The sequence below is a fragment of the Paenibacillus sp. 8b26 genome, assembly GCF_050626875.1.
Classification (GTDB): domain Bacteria; phylum Bacillota; class Bacilli; order Paenibacillales; family Paenibacillaceae; genus Paenibacillus.
The window spans coordinates 2,412,403-2,429,482 of sequence record NZ_CP192445.1; the positions used below are offsets into that span (position 1 = coordinate 2,412,403).

The 17,080-nt window shown below is 44.9% G+C and carries 17 protein-coding genes; 8 read left to right on the plus strand and 9 right to left on the minus strand.

Annotation, left to right across the window (positions count from 1 at the left end; genetic code table 11):
• Positions 1-195 precede the first annotated feature (195 nt).
• The 3 genes from ACQ4MX_RS10925 (at position 196) to ACQ4MX_RS10935 (ending at position 2,416) form a co-directional block, all read left to right on the plus strand.
• A complete protein-coding gene (locus tag ACQ4MX_RS10925; protein WP_431090555.1) occupies positions 196-1,104 on the plus strand; it encodes an AraC family transcriptional regulator in 909 nt (302 codons plus the stop codon).
• Positions 1,105-1,329: 225 nt separating this feature from the next.
• A complete protein-coding gene (locus ACQ4MX_RS10930) occupies positions 1,330-1,560 on the plus strand; it encodes a hypothetical protein (protein WP_044645326.1) in 231 nt (76 codons plus the stop codon).
• 70 nt (positions 1,561-1,630) lie between these two features.
• Positions 1,631-2,416 (plus strand): hypothetical protein, encoded by a 786-nt coding sequence (locus tag ACQ4MX_RS10935; protein WP_431090556.1) that lies wholly within the window; start codon positions 1,631-1,633, stop codon positions 2,414-2,416.
• Between the two features lie 81 nt (positions 2,417-2,497).
• On the opposite strand, the gene ACQ4MX_RS10940 is transcribed toward ACQ4MX_RS10935, so the two are convergent.
• From ACQ4MX_RS10940 to ACQ4MX_RS10960, 5 genes are all read right to left on the minus strand, one after another.
• Complete coding sequence (locus tag ACQ4MX_RS10940; protein ID WP_431090558.1) at positions 2,498-3,586, minus strand: site-2 protease family protein; 1,089 nt, start codon at positions 3,584-3,586, stop codon at positions 2,498-2,500.
• Between the two features lie 74 nt (positions 3,587-3,660).
• Complete coding sequence (locus ACQ4MX_RS10945; protein ID WP_404519719.1) at positions 3,661-3,933, minus strand: hypothetical protein; 273 nt, start codon at positions 3,931-3,933, stop codon at positions 3,661-3,663.
• Positions 3,934-3,996: 63 nt separating this feature from the next.
• Entirely contained in the window at positions 3,997-5,277 is a 1,281-nt protein-coding gene (locus ACQ4MX_RS10950; RefSeq protein WP_431090560.1) for a lipase family protein, read from the minus strand.
• Between the two features lie 53 nt (positions 5,278-5,330).
• Positions 5,331-5,606 (minus strand): hypothetical protein, encoded by a 276-nt coding sequence (locus ACQ4MX_RS10955; protein WP_431090562.1) that lies wholly within the window; start codon positions 5,604-5,606, stop codon positions 5,331-5,333.
• Positions 5,607-5,902: 296 nt separating this feature from the next.
• Positions 5,903-6,343 carry a hypothetical protein gene (locus tag ACQ4MX_RS10960; protein WP_431090563.1) on the minus strand — a complete coding sequence of 147 codons (441 nt, stop codon included), beginning with the start codon at positions 6,341-6,343 and terminating at the stop codon, positions 5,903-5,905.
• A 247-nt stretch (positions 6,344-6,590) separates the two neighbouring features.
• On the opposite strand from ACQ4MX_RS10960, the gene ACQ4MX_RS10965 reads away from it, so the two are divergent.
• Both ACQ4MX_RS10965 and ACQ4MX_RS10970 read left to right on the plus strand, forming a co-directional pair.
• A complete protein-coding gene (locus ACQ4MX_RS10965; RefSeq protein WP_431090565.1) occupies positions 6,591-9,953 on the plus strand; it encodes an SNF2 helicase associated domain-containing protein in 3,363 nt (1,120 codons plus the stop codon).
• 511 nt (positions 9,954-10,464) lie between these two features.
• Positions 10,465-10,920: a MarR family winged helix-turn-helix transcriptional regulator gene (locus tag ACQ4MX_RS10970; protein ID WP_431090566.1), complete on the plus strand. Its 456-nt coding sequence runs from the start codon at positions 10,465-10,467 to the stop codon at positions 10,918-10,920.
• Between the two features lie 128 nt (positions 10,921-11,048).
• On the opposite strand, the gene ACQ4MX_RS10975 is transcribed toward ACQ4MX_RS10970, so the two are convergent.
• The 3 genes from ACQ4MX_RS10975 to ACQ4MX_RS10985 form a co-directional block, all read right to left on the minus strand.
• Positions 11,049-11,999 (minus strand): ring-cleaving dioxygenase, encoded by a 951-nt coding sequence (locus ACQ4MX_RS10975; protein WP_431090567.1) that lies wholly within the window; start codon positions 11,997-11,999, stop codon positions 11,049-11,051.
• Positions 12,000-12,045: 46 nt separating this feature from the next.
• On the minus strand, positions 12,046-12,672 hold the full coding sequence (locus ACQ4MX_RS10980) for a nitroreductase family protein (protein ID WP_431090568.1): 627 nt from the start codon (positions 12,670-12,672) through the stop codon (positions 12,046-12,048).
• A gap of 170 nt (positions 12,673-12,842) precedes the next feature.
• Complete coding sequence (locus ACQ4MX_RS10985) at positions 12,843-13,214, minus strand: MmcQ/YjbR family DNA-binding protein (RefSeq protein ID WP_431090569.1); 372 nt, start codon at positions 13,212-13,214, stop codon at positions 12,843-12,845.
• Positions 13,215-13,344: 130 nt separating this feature from the next.
• Here ACQ4MX_RS10985 and ACQ4MX_RS10990 point away from each other — a divergent pair, with 130 nt between their 5' ends.
• The 3 genes from ACQ4MX_RS10990 to ACQ4MX_RS11000 all read left to right on the plus strand — a co-directional run bounded on the left by ACQ4MX_RS10990 (position 13,345) and on the right by ACQ4MX_RS11000 (position 16,409).
• Positions 13,345-14,226, plus strand: a complete 882-nt coding sequence (locus ACQ4MX_RS10990) for a metal-dependent hydrolase (RefSeq protein WP_431090570.1) — start codon at positions 13,345-13,347, stop codon at positions 14,224-14,226.
• A gap of 387 nt (positions 14,227-14,613) precedes the next feature.
• Positions 14,614-15,486 carry a 3-methyl-2-oxobutanoate hydroxymethyltransferase gene (gene panB, locus ACQ4MX_RS10995; RefSeq protein WP_431090571.1) on the plus strand — a complete coding sequence of 291 codons (873 nt, stop codon included), beginning with the start codon at positions 14,614-14,616 and terminating at the stop codon, positions 15,484-15,486.
• Positions 15,486-16,409 (plus strand): ketopantoate reductase family protein, encoded by a 924-nt coding sequence (locus ACQ4MX_RS11000; RefSeq protein ID WP_431090573.1) that lies wholly within the window; start codon positions 15,486-15,488, stop codon positions 16,407-16,409. Before panB ends, ACQ4MX_RS11000 begins: the two co-directional genes overlap by 1 nt.
• 102 nt (positions 16,410-16,511) lie before the next feature.
• On the opposite strand, the gene ACQ4MX_RS11005 is transcribed toward ACQ4MX_RS11000, so the two are convergent.
• Positions 16,512-17,078, minus strand: a complete 567-nt coding sequence (locus tag ACQ4MX_RS11005; RefSeq protein ID WP_431090574.1) for an NADPH-dependent FMN reductase — start codon at positions 17,076-17,078, stop codon at positions 16,512-16,514.
• Positions 17,079-17,080 lie beyond the last annotated feature (2 nt).

Sequence of the window (17,080 nt, forward strand, 5' to 3'; positions counted from 1 at the left end):
ACGGGTTGATGTTGTTTACATAGCTCTTCCTGATTCCAAAATGGAATCGTTTTCAATCAATCCTTATATAAGCACTCTCTTTTATATAAAAGCTTATATTATAGGATTTGTAAACGCTCTTTTATTATAGTTACATGTTAGGTACAATGAGATTGTCTAAGCCGTGTAAAATTTGCCCTAATCGAAGGTGATCTCATGATATTGAATTCTGAAGTTGATCCAGCTCTATTCGAAAATTGCCATTGGCTTCCTATCATTGACTGGAATGTGAAATTTTTCGGTGCTCATATTCACCGGGTAAAAGCAAACTGGGTTATGCCAGAAGAGTCACATATCGGTTTTGAAATTGTACTGATTTTGGAGGGTCGTCAGGAGACGATCATGGAAAATAACGTGTATTCGGTTGGTGTCGGGGATATTCTGATCATTCCACCGGGATTCAAGCATGTGAGTCAATGTGCTTCCCCAGACGGGATGTATTATTTCAGCACTCATTTTAATATAGATGATCCGTTGTTCCGTCAGGAGATGATTAAGAGCAATCAGCTTTTTTTTCCGGCCGGCACTGAAACGAACATGAAGCTGCAAAAGGTCGTGCACAGCTGGATTGGCATGATGCAGGAGAACGGAGAATATACGACAGCGGATCGTTTTCGCATGCAAATTGCCTTGTTCGAGCTGTTCGGCATATTCTCGCAAATGATATCTACCGGGATGGAGCCTACGCTCTCGCCCTCATCCGTTCAGTATGCCAAGGCCATTATGGAGGCCATTCAATCCAGATTCAAGCCTTATCGGAATGATGAATCTGCCGAGCCGACGTTCCGTATTGAGGATGTGGCAGCCTCCCTCGGGATCAGTCCCGGATACGCACAGGAGGTATTCCGCAAGGTATACGGCTATTCGCCGCGTCACTACCTGTCGGAGACGAAGCTGCACGAAGCGAAAGTGCTGATCCAGCAGCCCAATCTGCCGCTGAACAAGGTGGCCTCCCTGCTCGGATACTCCAGCTTGGCCCATTTCAGCAGACAGTTCAAGCGCTGGACCGGCACCAGTCCGCTCAAATACCGCCAAACGCTGAGTCCGGTTACTGAGCAGGATTAAGGTGATTACAGTTGGAGTACAAAAGTTTTTTTAAAGGATTTACACAATAAAATTTTCCAAAAAAATGTCGTAGGCTCTTTATTCAAGAGCTTACGACATTTTTTTATAGATAAAACTACTGGATGGAGAATGGCATACATTTATGTTTCTCACCTGAATGATTATTAGCCATTAATAGAACTAAACTGCGTATTTGCGAAACAAAAAATAAAGTAGTGAAATATTTTGAAGAAATTGATCAAATCAACACTTATTTTGGGTTTAATGCTGAATCTATCAGCGTTGACTGCACAGGCTGCCTCAGATCAGAATGAATTAGAAGGGAATTTCAAACCCCCAGTCGAAAGTAATGTAGGAGATCAGTTGTATATGGATGGTGTTCCATATTATTCTTCTGAGGACATTAAAAAATTTGATAAAGAGCAAAAAGAAGATACCCAAACTCTAAACAGATAAAATAATCCGATTACATAACCCTCCTCGATATGAGGAGGGTTTACCAATTACAAAAAGAGGTGACTACATATTGAGACTACGTTTTATTCTAATCATCATGTTGCTGCTGACTAATTCTATTTTTTTATTTGGATGTACAAAGACTAGCCAAGAAAAAGCTATAGATAAATCAGATGAAACTAGAAACACTCAATTGGAATATATACGACAAGTACATGTACGTCAGAATAGTTATTTTATTTTCAATTCTCATGATGATAGTCCTCAAAAGATTAAGATTAGTTTCCCCTATAGAGTAGAAGGCCTAAACATTAAAAAGGCATCTTTATTATTAAATAATGAAGTTGTATTAGATAATGTCAAAATAACTCTGATCAATGAAAAGGAATTGACTGTAAATATCAATTTTCTTCCTGAATTTAATGCCATTGAGGCCCTTCTTGAAGATGGGAAAATTGTACGATTAAATCCTGGTCAATACTATTTTGAAAAATTCAAGGAGGAAGATTTAAATGATTTTGAGAAGCAAATTCTTGAAGTTAAGAATTTTCATTTGAAATTCACAAACGGACACTTGCTTGCAGATATCATACTTCCTCAAGATAACAACTCCAAAATAGAATATCTGCTTCCGTCTCACATTAGAAAGTATGCGTCTGATTTAAAGTTCTCTCATCATAAAACAAATGATAACTCCGTTCAGTATACGTTGGAAGCCAATATATCCCACGATATTCTTCTGGAAAACAATGTGGATTCAATCACTTTTGATATTGGAATCATTCAAAATCACAAAAATAACAGGTGGTTCCTAATTAAAGGAAAGGTACCCGTAGCAGCTTCTGATTTTAAATAATAGAAATGTAAGATACTGCTTATTCAATATAATTGCAAAAAGACGCGGGTTAAAAATAGCAGAATACCGCGCCTTTTTACATCACAGCCTTACATCCCCTATATGCTGATGCACCACATACATCATCCCCATCAAGAACAAAGCCAGTCCCAAATAACCAATCCCGAATTTCCAGCGTGATGACGTGGGTACTTCGTAATATTTATCATTTTCAAACGGAAGGTAATCCATCTCACACAACAATTTAAGCTGATACGCATCCGGTGTCGGTATATGCTCCACACCATTCAGCCATACATCCTGGACAAGACACTGCTGTGGCAGCAAAAGCGTCTGCTCCACATCCAGACTTTCCATATACACCGTCACATATTGCTGCCCTTCCAGATCCGAGTAGGTATTAAAGGATAGTCTACGAGTATGCTCCGGTCCGGGCAGTGGGTATCCTTGCTCATAAAGATGCTGTACATTAACCAGCGGCTTTTGCAATAGAGATTGGACCTTGACCTCTCCTTTATTGCGTTTCACATATTTTTTGTACAAATCGTAGGCAAAAAGCGCCCATATCAGGAAAAATAAAAAGGATTTTAAATACACAATGACGACGATTCCACCCAACAAGCCTACTAGCCACAACCACCGCGTTACTGCCGTGGAAATCCGTCCTCCGTCAAGCGGGTGAATCGGCAGCAGATTGATCAGATTCAGGAAAAAACCGATATACGCCAGCGCATACAGTAATGGGCTATCTGTTACATAGGCTCCTGCATATACCGCCATAGCCCCAACCGTGCCCAGTAACGGGCCGCCCATCGCCACATACGCCTCTGTTTGCGCATCCAATGGATGCCGTTTCATCGTAATCAGCGCACCCAGAAAAGGAATAAACAACGGTGCCGACACCGGAAGTCCTTTGCGCTTGGCAGCCCATACATGCCCCAGTTCGTGCACGAACAGCAACAGCACAAAACCGACCGCAAATCCCCACGGGTACAGAAGCGCATAGAAGCCAATTGTCGTCGCCATAGATATCAGCGCACCGCCGAATTTACCGAATTTCAATAGAGCCAGCAACGACTTCCCTTTCAAAAGAAGCAGCGCCGCTGCACTGCCTAGATACCATTTGGATGAGCCGGATTTGGAATTAGCCTTTTTATCTTCTTCTTGCAAAAGCGTCCGCCTCCTTTCTCTACACTTCCATTGTATCCTGCTATGTACAGCTTGTAAAAACTTCCTTGCTTCAATTAATGTACAGCGTCTGTTCGCTTCATCAATTCAACGTACTGAATTAGCTCTGCCTTTTGCTGCTCCAAGACATGAATCCTGTTCGCTAACCCGGCAAAAAAAGCTTCGATTTGGTCCCTGATCACATTAGCCGAATGCCCTCTCCATTCATGCAGACGACCATACAACACCCGCGCCGCTTGTTCATCTGTGCGAAGCTGAGCGAGCAGCCATGTCAGCTCCTTTTCCGCAAGCAATAACTCTTCCAGTTCGACCCGTATTTGTCCGTTCAAATCACTGTCCGCCTCCTATGTATCCTACTGACTATAAAATAATTAAACATTATCAGTACCTTGTTACGAGCCGCTGTCAGCTTGGATGAATTGCTCTATCTTGTGCTGAAGGTAATACAGAAATTCATTCGTATGTTGCAAATACCATTGGCTAAATTCTGTCATTGAGGAATCAAGCTGCGTTACAATCGGCTGTAATCGGCGGCTTTGACTTGTATGCATATAGCGGGAAAGTCTTACCCTCACACGCTGAAAATCCGCATCGCATTGTTGCGCGTTTGCCTTCCATTTTTCGGCTACAGCAAGTAAATGCTCCGGCATGACTTGAATCGTACCCGCAGAAGCAGATGTAGCCGCTGTTACCAGCGCTGCCTTTTGAAATTGAGTTAAGGTCTGTCCTAATTGATGTATCCAGCCGTCCACCGTATCCATCAGGTTGAAGTCAGATGGAATACGCGGAGATTCCGTGATTCGTTCGCCTGTTACGGGATCGTACAGCGGATTAGAGATATAACCGTTCTCATCAAACTTATAATACTCAAGGGAGTGATAGTAAGGTCCGCCCAACGTGTTGTCAATTTGCTCTTTTAACCCTATGCCGTCATTAGCCGTTTGATAATTACTGTTGATATGGTAAGAAGATCCTACGTGAAGATCGTATCCTCCCCCAATAAAGCTGGCTATCATATCACCTGGATGAAGGAAATTCGTAATTTGATGGTCAAATTCGCCTTTTTCTGCTTTATCCCTGTATTCTGGCGTCAAGCTGGAAATAACCGAAGGCGCACTGAATGTAACAGCACTCAAACCCGTGTAAGCTGCTGCATATTGTGCATTTCCTCCTCCCAGCGAATGTCCAGTTAGCGAGAAGTTATAGTTCTTGTATTTGCTTTGTAAATCCTTCGCATAGTCCTCTGCCTGATAGAACTGGTTTGAGCTACCGAACAAAGCCTTATCTACACTCTTTTCTTTTTTCCCCATCCAGTTGTTGAACGCCGTGAACCCTAACTCGTCGTCCATTTTCTTCATATTCTCGTTGTAAGCATCCGAATGAATATTTAAACTACCATGAATTTTTCGGTTAATTTCAGGAAGTGCGAGGGTCGCATCGTTATACAAATCCTGTGGATCATCTGTTTCTGTCCCACGATAGGCAATGACAGCCTGATTCGTTTCATCGTTGTAAAATGTAGTAGCCGCTAATCCTGAGTCTTCACGATTAATGGAGTCCAGTACCCTCCAGCCTGGAAGCTCTTCTACTTTTCCACCTGCTTCCCGATCTTCATATGCTATTTTTGACATTGTTCTATAAGTTTTATCGTCTACACGAGTTGAAATACTCATTTATGAAAACTCCTGTCATCGCATCTTAAAACAAGATACATTAGTTACAAACTCTAGCTCAATTCATATCCTTTCTCTAATAAGACCTTCTCTAGCTCAGGGCTAATTATAAAATCAGAGGTTTCCTGTGTCTTATAATTTACTGAAATATCAAAGGTCTGTTCTTTTTGGCCCTTTACATTTCCTTTAAAGTTTATTGAATAAGCTACATACTTTGGTAACTTGTGTTCATAGGTGATTTCTACGTCAAGCTTGTATTTCTCCTTCAAATATTGGACAGCCGTAGCCTTCGCTTTACTGATCAGTTCAGCATCTTCATCTTTACTCACCTTTTGGCATCCTCCCAATATTAAAATTAGAGCTATCAACACCATCATCCCTTTTAGATACCGGTGGCCGATTCTAATCATCCCTTTCATATGCACAACGCCCCATCTTATATCCACAAAATCCCTTTTATGAATTGTACCTTTTCTCTACGGAAACAAACAATACGCCTTTAGGCTTAAGACATGATTAAGTCCACAGCATCAAAAGGATGTATAAAATCCACGTTCTTAGCTGAATAGTTTCAGTTCAACAACAAAATTATCCATATTTTTCAATAATAATTTCGGTTATGCCCTTATAATATTCGCCTCCAACTATTAATTACTTGTCTAATGAATTTGTATTCGGATAGGTTCCATTTTCGATAAGGACTTTTTCTAATTCGGGACTTAATAGCAAAATCCGAAGTTTCTTGAGTTTCGTAATTCACAGAAATGGTGAAATCCTCTTCCGCATGGCCTATTACATTACCATTTATATCGACCTTACTCGTTACATAAGTTGGAAACTTTTTTGCATATGTGATTTCTACATTTAATTTATACTTATCCTTCAAATACTGGACAGCCGTATCCTTAGCTTTATGAATTAATTCAGCATCTTCATCTGTATTCACCTTTTGACATCCTCCGAGTATTAAAATGAGGACTATCCCCAACATCATTCCCTTTACTAATCTGCCACAGCTAATTTTAATCACCTTTTCCACAACGAAGTCATCTTGATCTATATCCACGACGCCCTTTCTCTTTCCATAAATTGTATCGTTAGTTCCCCTGTTCATTCAATAAGCTTTTAGACATAGAACTCATTTCATCCTATAGTAATAAATTGGAAAAGTATTTCCATCCGTATAGTTTGTTAGTTTCATTTTTCGCATAATATTATCCATATGTTTCAATAACCATCCGCATGTGTCCACGATCACGCCTGTTCTGTTATCATAAAAGAAAACGGAATGACTCAGGAGAGGATTGCGAACCATGAGCTTTGAACTTACCCGGCGGGTCATTAGACAGCTATGCAGTCAAGCCGCTTATGACGACGGGGATGCCTATTATCGGGCCAAAAGAGTGGCCTTTACGCAAATAGATCATGATGATGGTGTGTATGAGGCCACGGTCAAAGGCAGTCGCTTTTATGCCGTTGCTGCTATGATCCGCCCCAACGGCAGTATCCGCGCGGAATGCACCTGTAACACATTTCAGACTACCGGACAGTATTGTAAGCATATTGCTGCCGTTCTCATTAACGCCCATGAAATGCTGCACGGAAAAAGCCTGTCTGTACGTTCTTATGCTTCCAGACTCCATTCGGGCATGACCCCGGATTCAGTAAAAGGAACTGAGAAAGACGGAACCTACACCGCTACTGATGCTCAGCATGATCACGCCCGGACCGCACGCTTCTCTGGCATCACGCAAAGTGATCTCCAACTGACCGACAGTATGCTAGAGCTATTCAGCAGCAAGAAGCCGCTTCGCAGCACCCCTACGCTGCTGGATACTCGCGCTATTCTGGATTTTCAGTTTGTGATCCGTCCCTTTGCCTACGGCTACCAGAAGTACATGTTTGGCATAGAGATGAAGGCCGGACCCAAACGGTTGTATATTGTCCAGAAAATCCGTTCGTTTCTCGACAGCATTGATCGTGGCGACAGCTACATGTTTACGAGAAACTTTTCATACGAGCCTCAGTTATACCGATTTCGGCTTGAACATGATGCCATTCTCCAGCAGTTGGTTCAAGTTCGCCGCAATGAGCGGATGATCCGGGAAACCTCGGGCACATATTCGTCCTCTGTCAGCCACATGAGTGGAGAACGGATGCTGCTCATTCCACCTGCAGCCTGGGAAAGGCTGCTCCCCTTGCTGGCAGCAGCACAGGGCGTCCAGTTTGAAATTCATGGAAACACAACCGAGGGTATTCCTCAGTCAGGCAACATGCTGCCGCTGCAATTTGAATTCGACAAGGCCGAGGCTGAAACCGAAGGCTACCAGCTAAGCATTCAGGGACTGGCTGATCTAACCATTATGGAAGACTACGGCATCGTCATTGCCAATGGCAAGCTCGTAAAGCAGAAGGACGATCCGCTGCGACGTCTGTCCGAGCTAAAACGGATGGTGGAAGTCCACCACAAGCGGAAAATTCAGATTGCACCGGAACAGATGGAGTCTTTTATGGACAAGGTTGTCCCCGGGTTGACGAAGCTTGGACGTGTCCATATGACACGATCTGTCTCTGAGCGGGTCACACAGCAGCCATTGAAGGCGAAGCTATATCTGGATCGGGTAAGAGACAAGCTGCTGGCAGGACTGGAGTTCCAATACGGGGAAATCATCGTGAACCCACTGGAAACCGACGAGCGGAAGCCTGACAACGAGCGTATTCTGATACGGGATGGGGAGCAGGAACAACAAATTTTGGATCTGATGGAGCATAGCTCCTTCGCCAAGACAGACAGTGGATATGTTATGGAAGATGAGGATGCGGAATATGATTTTCTATATCATACGGTGCCACAGCTGGAAAAGCTGGTAGAGGTGTATGCCACGGGTGCTGTTAAATCGAAAGTAAACAACACCCTGCCCACCCCGAAGGTACGAGTAGAGCTAGACGAACGTACCGATTGGCTTGAATTTAAATTTGATATCGAAGGCATTCCGGAATCCGAAATCCGCTTGCTGCTAAAATCATTGGAGGAAAAGCGAAGATATCACCGCTTGCCGAATGGTGCTTTGCTGCCGCTGGAAACAGAGGAATACAAGGAACTGATCCGGTTCATGAACGAAACGGGAATTCGCAAAAGCGACCTGGATGCCGCACAAATTCGCATATCCGTTACGCAAGGACTGTATTTAATAGATCCTCATGATCAAGGGAAGAATCTGACGCTGGGCAAAACGTTTCGCCAACTGCTGGAGAATATTCGTAATCCCGATCATCTCGACTTTCCAGTACCCGATACACTCGCTCCGATCCTGAGAGATTATCAGGTCTACGGCTTTCAATGGCTCAAGACGCTGGCGCATTACCGTTTCGGGGGCATTTTGGCAGATGATATGGGACTGGGCAAAACACTGCAAAGTATCGCCTTCCTCGTCTCTGTGCTGCCGGAAATTCGCAATCAGCAGCTTCCAGCCATGATCGTGTCCCCTGCGTCACTGGTGTACAATTGGCGGAATGAGCTGGAGAAGTTTGCACCCCATATCCGCGTCGCTATTGCAGACGGTAACACGGATGAGCGCAGTCGAATCATCAGGGGCGCAGCCCGGTATGATGTCATCATCACCTCCTATCCTCTGCTGCGTCGGGATACGGACTTGTACGGCAAGCTATCGTTCCACACGCTGATTCTGGACGAGGCGCAGGCATTCAAGAACCATGCCACCCAAACGGCGCAGAGCGTGAAGGATGTAAAAGCCCGTTATCGTTTTGCCCTTACTGGAACGCCGGTGGAAAACACACTGGAAGAGCTATGGTCCATCTTCGATGTTGTATTTCCCGAGCTATTTCCCGGTGGCAAAAGAGCATTTCACAATCTCACCCAGGATGTGATCGCCAAGCGGGTACGACCGTTTTTGCTGCGCCGCCTCAAGAGCGACGTCCTGAAGGAGCTGCCGGAAAAAATCGAATCTGTTCAGGTATCGCGGCTCCTGCCGGATCAGAAGAAGCTGTATACGGCCTATCTGGCCAAGCTCCAGCATGAGACATTAAAGCATCTGAATGAGGAAGGCTTCCAGAAAAACAGGATCAAGATCCTTGCGGGTCTGACCCGGCTTCGCCAGCTCTGTTGTCATCCGGGCTTGTTCATTGAGGGCTACACCGGAAGCTCAGCCAAGTTTGAGCAGTTGCTTGAGATCGTTACGGAATGCCTTAGCTCGGGCAAGCGGATGCTCATCTTTTCACAATTCACGACGATGCTTCAAATGATCGGACGTGAGCTTGCTCAGGAAGGAGTGCCCTACTTCTATCTGGACGGGCAGACTCCCGCTTCGGAACGTGTGGAGCTGTGCAGCCGTTTTAATGAAGGAGAACGCGATCTGTTCCTGATATCTCTGAAAGCAGGAGGAACAGGCCTGAATCTCACCGGAGCAGATACCGTCATTTTGTATGATCTGTGGTGGAATCCAGCTGTAGAGGAACAGGCTGCCAATCGCGCCCACCGGATGGGCCAGAAAAAAGTCGTGCAGGTGATTCGTCTCGTCGCGCAAGGTACGGTAGAGGACAAGATGTATGAATTACAGCAAAAAAAGAAAAATCTCATCGACCAGGTCATCCAACCGGGACAAGAAACCCTTTCGGCACTGACTGAGCTGGAGATTCGTGAACTGTTAATGATCTAGGCTGCATCATTTTTCCTGGAGGAGACTTCTGGATCATACCGCCTGGCGCTGAATGAATTCTATGTTCTTATGTTTCTTACCTGCACATCGCCGTGTGGCTCACGCGGCTGTGCAGGTTATTTTTTGTGATCAGACAAACCACCCGATCAGCAATGACCGTCCCTCTTTCTTCACAATCCCTCCAACCTGAAATGACTGGGGATATTTTTCAATGTTCAAACCATAACCAGAGTCCGTGAAATAGTACATTCCACGGACCTTGCATAGTTGAGTATAGTGGATTAATTTGAATGATGCTGTACATTAACAACGTGGGTTCGTAAATGTTCCTGTTGTTGAAGCTCTCCAAAAACCCTTATTTATATAAGAATTTAGATAATCCATAATTACTTGTTCGATGCAACCATATTTATTTGTATTGTACAACTATAAAATTTCATATCAATCATTTATTTAAAATTATATCTATTCCAACATTCTGATGAACCACCACATTAAGGAGGAACTTATAATGAACCATCCTCTTCATGATTCTCACAGGAATAAAGCAGTGGAGCTTATTGAGTATGAGTTAACAACATTTATACGCCGCGCAGTATACATTGATCAGTCTGAGCACAAAATCGGCACTTTGGAGCGCGCCACGTATCTGCTATTGAGGCAGCTCATGGAGTATGGCCCCACTCGTGTAAAAACGCTCGCAGATATGTTTCTGCTCGATATTTCTACCGTCAGCAGACAAACGGCCGCATTGGAAACCAAGGGACTGATTCGCCGTCTATCCGACCCTTCGGACGGGCGCGTCAGCCTGTTTGAAATCTCAGAGCTGGGTAAGAAACTGTTGCTGAAAGACAAGAAAATGAGAGTAGCCCGGTATTGCGAAATGCTGGAGAGCTGGACAAATGAGGAACAGGAAAAATTCGGGGAGCTGTTAGTAAGGCTGAACAAAACCTACATTGAGGGATAACCCCATACAGATGTCATAAAGCAAGATGTCACTGAAAAAAATCCAAAACAAAAGGTCCAATTGCGGTAGAAACACCCTGCAATTGGACCTTTTGTTTACTTATCCTGATGTGTCGTGATCGATCCTGATTAATCCTGCTTCAATACTCTAACTTCAATGGGAACCAGATTAGACTCAATCACGGAACGCTGAGGCTCAAACCACTCTGGCAGCATCAGCTTGTGCCCCAACTCGTTCAGCTCCTCATCCACGGTAAAGCCGGGTGGATCGGTCGCAATCTCGAACAAAATACCACCTTGCTCCCGGAAGTATACAGCATTGAAGTATTGCCGATCCACAATGCCGCTTGTCCCAAAGCCATGCTGGCGAACCGTTTCGTTCCACACCTGATGTTCTGCATCATCCTGCGCACGCCAGGCGATATGGTGAACTGTACCCGCTCCGCCGTTACCCCACGGCACATCTTTTACCGGAATGTCGATCAGGTTGCCCAAATCACCAGTCGCCTGATAGCGAATGTAGCCTGCATCTGCATCTTCTCCGATGGGAGTCATTCCCAGAATGTTCTCCAGCACGCCTTGCGTATGCTTGGAATTAGCACTGAACAGCACTGCGCCGCCGAAGCCCTTGATCGCTTTATCCGCTGGCACGCCGCCTGCCGTCCACGTGTTGGCCGGGCCTTCTTCCCGCTCCACCAGCTCAAGACGCAAGCCTTCATTATCCTGAAACTGAATAAATGATTCGCCGAAACGAGCTGATTTTGTGAAGGATACCTTCCAGCTGTGCAGGCGATTTTCCCAATAATCCAGAGTACCCGGCGGCACTACATACGTTGTAATTCCTACCTGCCCGCCTCCGAGCTTGCCCTTGCGTGTACCCGGAGCCGGAAAAAAGGTAATGATCGTTCCCGGGCTACCTTCTTCATTACCAAAATACAGATGATATACTTCAGGAGCATCAAAATTAATCGTCTTTTTAATCAATCTCAACCCAAGCACGCCTGCGTAAAAATCTACATTACCCTGCGGGTCTGCTGCAAAGGACGTGATATGGTGAATTCCTGCGGTTTTCAATGACATCTCAGTCACTCCTTTTCTTCATCTAATCTGATTTTATTTATACATTTCAAAATCCGTTGTAGCTGACAAATTGCCCAACTGGCTTACGGTATCCACGTGCACGCTGACCAGATACATCTTCTTTACCCAAGGTAATCAGCATAACTGGCACGAAATTTTCTGGAATATTCAATACTTCCTGTACCCTCTCCGGGTCAAAACCGATCATCGGGCAAGTGTCCCATCCTTTGTCCTTGGCAATCAACATGAACTGCATGGCAGACAGGCTGGCATTGCGGATCGCTTCTTCTCTTTGGAAAACAGGTCCCCGCTCGCGATAAAACTGGGTTACCGATTCCACCGTGCTGTCATACTCCTGCTTGCTCAGGACGCCCAGGTTCAGAAATCCCTCATTGAGGTCAGCTACTTTCGTATAAGCCTCTGTATCCCCCAGTACCACAATGGTCGCCGAAGCCGTTAATATTTTATACTGTTTACTTGCCTCATCATGCAGTCTTTGTTTCGTATTCGAATCCTGTACCACGATATAGCGTGCATGCTGTAAATTAAAAGCCGATGGAGCAAACTTCACCAGCTGGAATATCTCTTCCAGTTCTTTTGCATCTATTGTAACATCAGGGATAAATTTAGAAGCTGATCTTCTCTCTTGAATAATATTCACCAGTTCGCTCATGTTCAGTTCCACTCCTCGATATTATTCTCAAATGAATTATCTTTAAATTAAGAATATATCTTCGGAACCTTTCTGTCAAGTAAAACTATAAAAAATGTTTGTAAATATGTACATAACCCTGTAGCGCGTATGAGAAGGATTTTACATAGAATCATCGTCAAACACACCTTTCACAGATCAGCTGCCCGTATTCTCATCGTAATCGCTTCACGCTGCGCTTTGGTCAAACTTTTGAACACTAGCTCATACGAATGGTCAATCATGCTATACAAATCCTCTAATGGGAAGGTAGAATCAACCGTTACCGTGATCCAATGCTTTTTATTCAAATGATAGCCTGGCTTAATCGCCTTATTTTGCTCACGCAGGTTTTCCGCAATAACCGGATCACATTTCAGAGATACTTGGCAAATACCGTTCGCTTGCCTCAGGAGAGCAAATACTTTGCCTCCCACCTTCAGCACCAGTGGCTCAGGACCAAAAGGGTAATCCTCTATCGCTTCTTTTTTGCTTAGACCATACGTTACAATTTGCCCGTACATTAGCCTTCTCTCCTCTGCTCTAGTCATCGCTCTATGAACCTATTTGTGCCCTATTATATCACCTTCATGCTCTTCAAATACACCACGTCCATGCTACAATTAGGGTATCTGTGCCAAAAGGAGAGTCATTATGGATACCATTACACATACACTGTTCGGCTTGGCCTTATACGGCGCAGTCAAGAAGCCGGACATGACGCGCAAGCAAAAGGGCGCACTGCTATTCACCACCATTATTGGCTCGCAAATCCCTGATATAGATGTGATTTCTACGTTGTGGGATGTGTCGGGGCGATACCAGATGTGGCACAGGGGTCTTACCCATTCACTGTTCCTCGTTCCCGTATGGGCGGCATGTATTGCCTTGCTGGTGCGCTTGCTCTTCCGACAATCCGGCTGGCGGTGGTTTGGAGTAGCCCTGCTAGCTGTGTTCATTCACGATACGAGCGACCTGTTTAACGCTTGGGGCACAGGGTATTTTGAGCCTTTCTCGCAGATGAGAGTGACCTTCGGAACGATTCCGATTGTGGATCTTGTTCTATGGGCGTTGATGCTGGCGGGATTTCTCTATGTCCGCTTCCGGCGCTCTGCCCGGATTTCCTCGATGGCCGTCTACCGGATCGTATGGGCGCTGATGGCGCTGCATTTCACCGTCCAGACTACCCAAGGTATGCTCATTCTGCACCAGCAAAAGACACAAGCGCCTTATGAGCAGGCAGCGTTATCTGCCGATTTTGTCCCAGGTGTGTTCACTGTGATTAGCAAAAAGGACTCTGTAGTCACCTTGAGTAAAGGCTCCCTGTGGACAGGCTTTCATACAGTAGCAGAGTTGCTATCCCAGGATCAGGCTAATCTGGATGCGCTGTTTACCAGCAATCCAAAGGCACAAACGCTTGTGCAATGGTCGCCCTTCGTGGTCGTTGTAGACGACGGACAGCGTCTGGGCGTATACGACCCACGTTTCTATCGGGAGGGTCAATCCTTTCTGTACGAATTTATCGACAGTCCGTGACACGCTGTACTTGTCCTGAAGACTTAGCGATATTTCATATACTGTATCTGCAAGCTGAACAGCCCTTTCACTTCCCATTAGGAAGCTGGAAGGGCTTGTTCTGTTCGTATTGCAGAGAAAGTTATGCAAGAACCTTATATTTTGATATACTTCCGTGAGAGGCTGTATCGACAAATTCGAACGGTACTCTGGTTTAGTGTAATTCAATATGTAGATGTGTGAGCCTATGGAGGTGAACTCGTTGGATTTTGCTCTGATCCGCAAGGACCGAGACAAAAGAACGGTCGCAAATTGACTCTTTTTTTGCCTTTCGGACCTTTTCAGCCATGTGCTGAAAGGTTTTTTTTGTGATCTAAAATAAAGGTAGGAAAGGATTTGAATGCAACCATGGCAACCTCGAAAGCACTTAATATTTTGCAATTGAAGAAAATGAAACGAGAAGGTTTACCTATAAGCATGATTACGGCGTATGACTATCCGTCTGCTCGTTTGGCTGAGGAAGCTGGGATCGATATCATCCTTGTCGGTGATTCCGTAGGTAATGTGTTATCCAATTATAACTCCACACTGCCCGTCACTATGGACGATATGGTCTATCATACACGGTCTGTCGTGCGCGGTGCGGAACATACTTTTATTGTCGCGGATATGCCATTTATGACGTACCACGGGAGTAGTGAAGAAGCCCTTACTAATGTGCGCAGGCTCATGCAAGAGGGACATGCCCATGCCGTGAAACTAGAAGGGGGCATGGAAATTTGCGACACCGTGAAGCGAATTGTTCAATCCGGCGTCCCACTGCTGGGGCATATCGGACTTACACCACAGTCTGTGCATCAAATCGGCGGATACTTCATTCAAGGTAAAAACTCACAGGCCGCTGAGCGCCTTCTAAATGATGCCCGGGCCCTGGAGCAAGCGGGAGCTTTTGCCATCGTATTGGAGCTGGTGACAGAGGAAGTGGCGAAGAGCATTACCCGAGAGATATCTATTCCGGTCATTGGCATCGGTGCGGGGAGATACTGTGATGGCCAGGTTTTGGTGTATCATGACATGTTACAATACTCAGCTCCTTACCGAAAGAAAAAGTTCGTGAAAACGTATTCGGATATAGGTACTCTGATCCGCGACAGCATTGAACAATATGTCAAGGAAGTGAAGGATCGTTCTTTTCCGGGCGAAGAGCATGTTTTTAAGGCAAATGAGAACGTAGTAGAACGACTGTACGGGAATGCAAAAGTAAAGGCAGGGACCCTATAATGCGATTTCTGGTTGTAGGTGCAGGGGCGATTGGAGGCTACTTCGGGGGACGTCTTGTTCAAAAAGGAGAAGACGTGACCTTCTTCGTACGTCCTTCCAAAAAATCTCAGTTGGCAGAAGACGGTCTAATTGTTAAAAGTGTTCATGGGGATTTTCAGACGCCAATCCGTGCTATTACAAATGGTGAAGCTGCCGATCCGTTCGACTGTATTATCATTTCGGTCAAAGCGTATCATCTTCCCCAATTGCAATTCGATCTTGAGCCTTATGTCGGTGATCATACCATGATTCTTCCGTTACTTAATGGTTACGAACATTTTGACTTTTTGCGCAAGCAATTCGGTTCTGAAAAAGTGCTGGGCGGACTTTGTTATATTGAAACTACGCTGGATCATGATGGTTCTGTTGTTCAGACAAGTCCGTTCCACCGTATCGTCTTCGGTGAATGGAACGGAGTGCATTCAGAGCGTACACAATTGCTGCTGAATCATCTTGATCATGCAGGCTTCACAGTGGCACAAAGTCACGATATCCAGCGTGAAGTTTGGCAGAAATATATTTTCGTTGCAAGCTTGAGTGCAATTACAATACTGATGGATGCCTCGGTTGGGACTATACTTGCTACGGCAGAGTCACGTGCTATATACGAAAAGCTGCTGCATGAGATTGTCACACTTGCTCGCAACGCAGGGATACCGATTGATTCAGAGATGGAAGCTCATACACTGAAAACGATGGAATCCTTACGACCAGAGATGATGTCATCCATGCAACGCGATATGCATAAAAGGCTTCCGATTGAAGCCAGTCATCTACATGGTTCACTTCTTGCATTGGCTTCAACCAGTAATACTGTTTACCCCATACTCGAAACGGTATATGCCCGATTAAAGGTATACGAGAGCTTATTAGTCACCGTCTAGAATTCAAACTTTAAAGTCAATTAAAAGGGGGCAGCGGCAGCTTCGAAGGTGAAAATGAAATCTTAGACTGCCGCTGCTTTTCCTTTATTAAACTTTAAAAATCTAAAGAGTTCCTGTGCTTAAGCAAGCTTGCTCAAGCCCTTGAAGTAATGCTTCTAGCTCCTGCCTAGTTTCAGCGTTTGTAATTTCACCTTCCTGATTTAGCTTCAGGGTGATATGCGGAATAATGACCTTTCCATTCTCCACAATCTCTGCATTGATCATTTGCAATGTGAGCAGCAGCGAGGCATGCGCCAGATTGCCGCCCATAGGAGACGGTGATGCACTAATGACCGCTGTAGGTTTATTTACAAACTCACCTGAAGATACGAGCCAATCCAAAGCATTTTTCAAAGCACCCGGCACACCATTCCCATATTCCGGTGTACAGATCAGCACTCCATCCACTTGTTTCAATTGTTCCCGTAGCTCTCTTACGGAAGCTGGCCCCTCATCTACATCCAAGTCAGGGTTAAAATGCGGAAGATCCCCCAATCCATCATAGACTGTGAACATCATATTTTCAGAAGCCAGCCCTATAGTAGCCTTCATAAGCGCTGTATTGGAGGACTTTTGACGAAGGCTACCCGATATAGCCAATACCTTAATTTTCTGATCCACCAATATCATCT

Excerpts from the sequence above, each read along its gene's own strand:
- ACQ4MX_RS10925 (WP_431090555.1), top strand. The coding sequence starts at position 196 with ATGATATTGAATTCTGAAGTTGATCCAGCTCTATTCGAAAATTGCCAT.
- ACQ4MX_RS10950 (WP_431090560.1), bottom strand. The coding sequence starts at position 5,277 with ATGAGTATTTCAACTCGTGTAGACGATAAAACTTATAGAACAATGTCA.
- ACQ4MX_RS10965 (WP_431090565.1), top strand. The coding sequence starts at position 6,591 with ATGAGCTTTGAACTTACCCGGCGGGTCATTAGACAGCTATGCAGTCAA.
- ACQ4MX_RS10970 (WP_431090566.1), top strand. The coding sequence starts at position 10,465 with ATGAACCATCCTCTTCATGATTCTCACAGGAATAAAGCAGTGGAGCTT.
- ACQ4MX_RS10975 (WP_431090567.1), bottom strand. The coding sequence starts at position 11,999 with ATGTCATTGAAAACCGCAGGAATTCACCATATCACGTCCTTTGCAGCA.
- ACQ4MX_RS10980 (WP_431090568.1), bottom strand. The coding sequence starts at position 12,672 with ATGAGCGAACTGGTGAATATTATTCAAGAGAGAAGATCAGCTTCTAAA.
- ACQ4MX_RS10985 (WP_431090569.1), bottom strand. The coding sequence starts at position 13,214 with ATGTACGGGCAAATTGTAACGTATGGTCTAAGCAAAAAAGAAGCGATA.
- ACQ4MX_RS10990 (WP_431090570.1), top strand. The coding sequence starts at position 13,345 with ATGGATACCATTACACATACACTGTTCGGCTTGGCCTTATACGGCGCA.
- panB (WP_431090571.1), top strand. The coding sequence starts at position 14,614 with ATGGCAACCTCGAAAGCACTTAATATTTTGCAATTGAAGAAAATGAAA.
- ACQ4MX_RS11000 (WP_431090573.1), top strand. The coding sequence starts at position 15,486 with ATGCGATTTCTGGTTGTAGGTGCAGGGGCGATTGGAGGCTACTTCGGG.
- ACQ4MX_RS11005 (WP_431090574.1), bottom strand. The coding sequence starts at position 17,078 with ATGATATTGGTGGATCAGAAAATTAAGGTATTGGCTATATCGGGTAGC.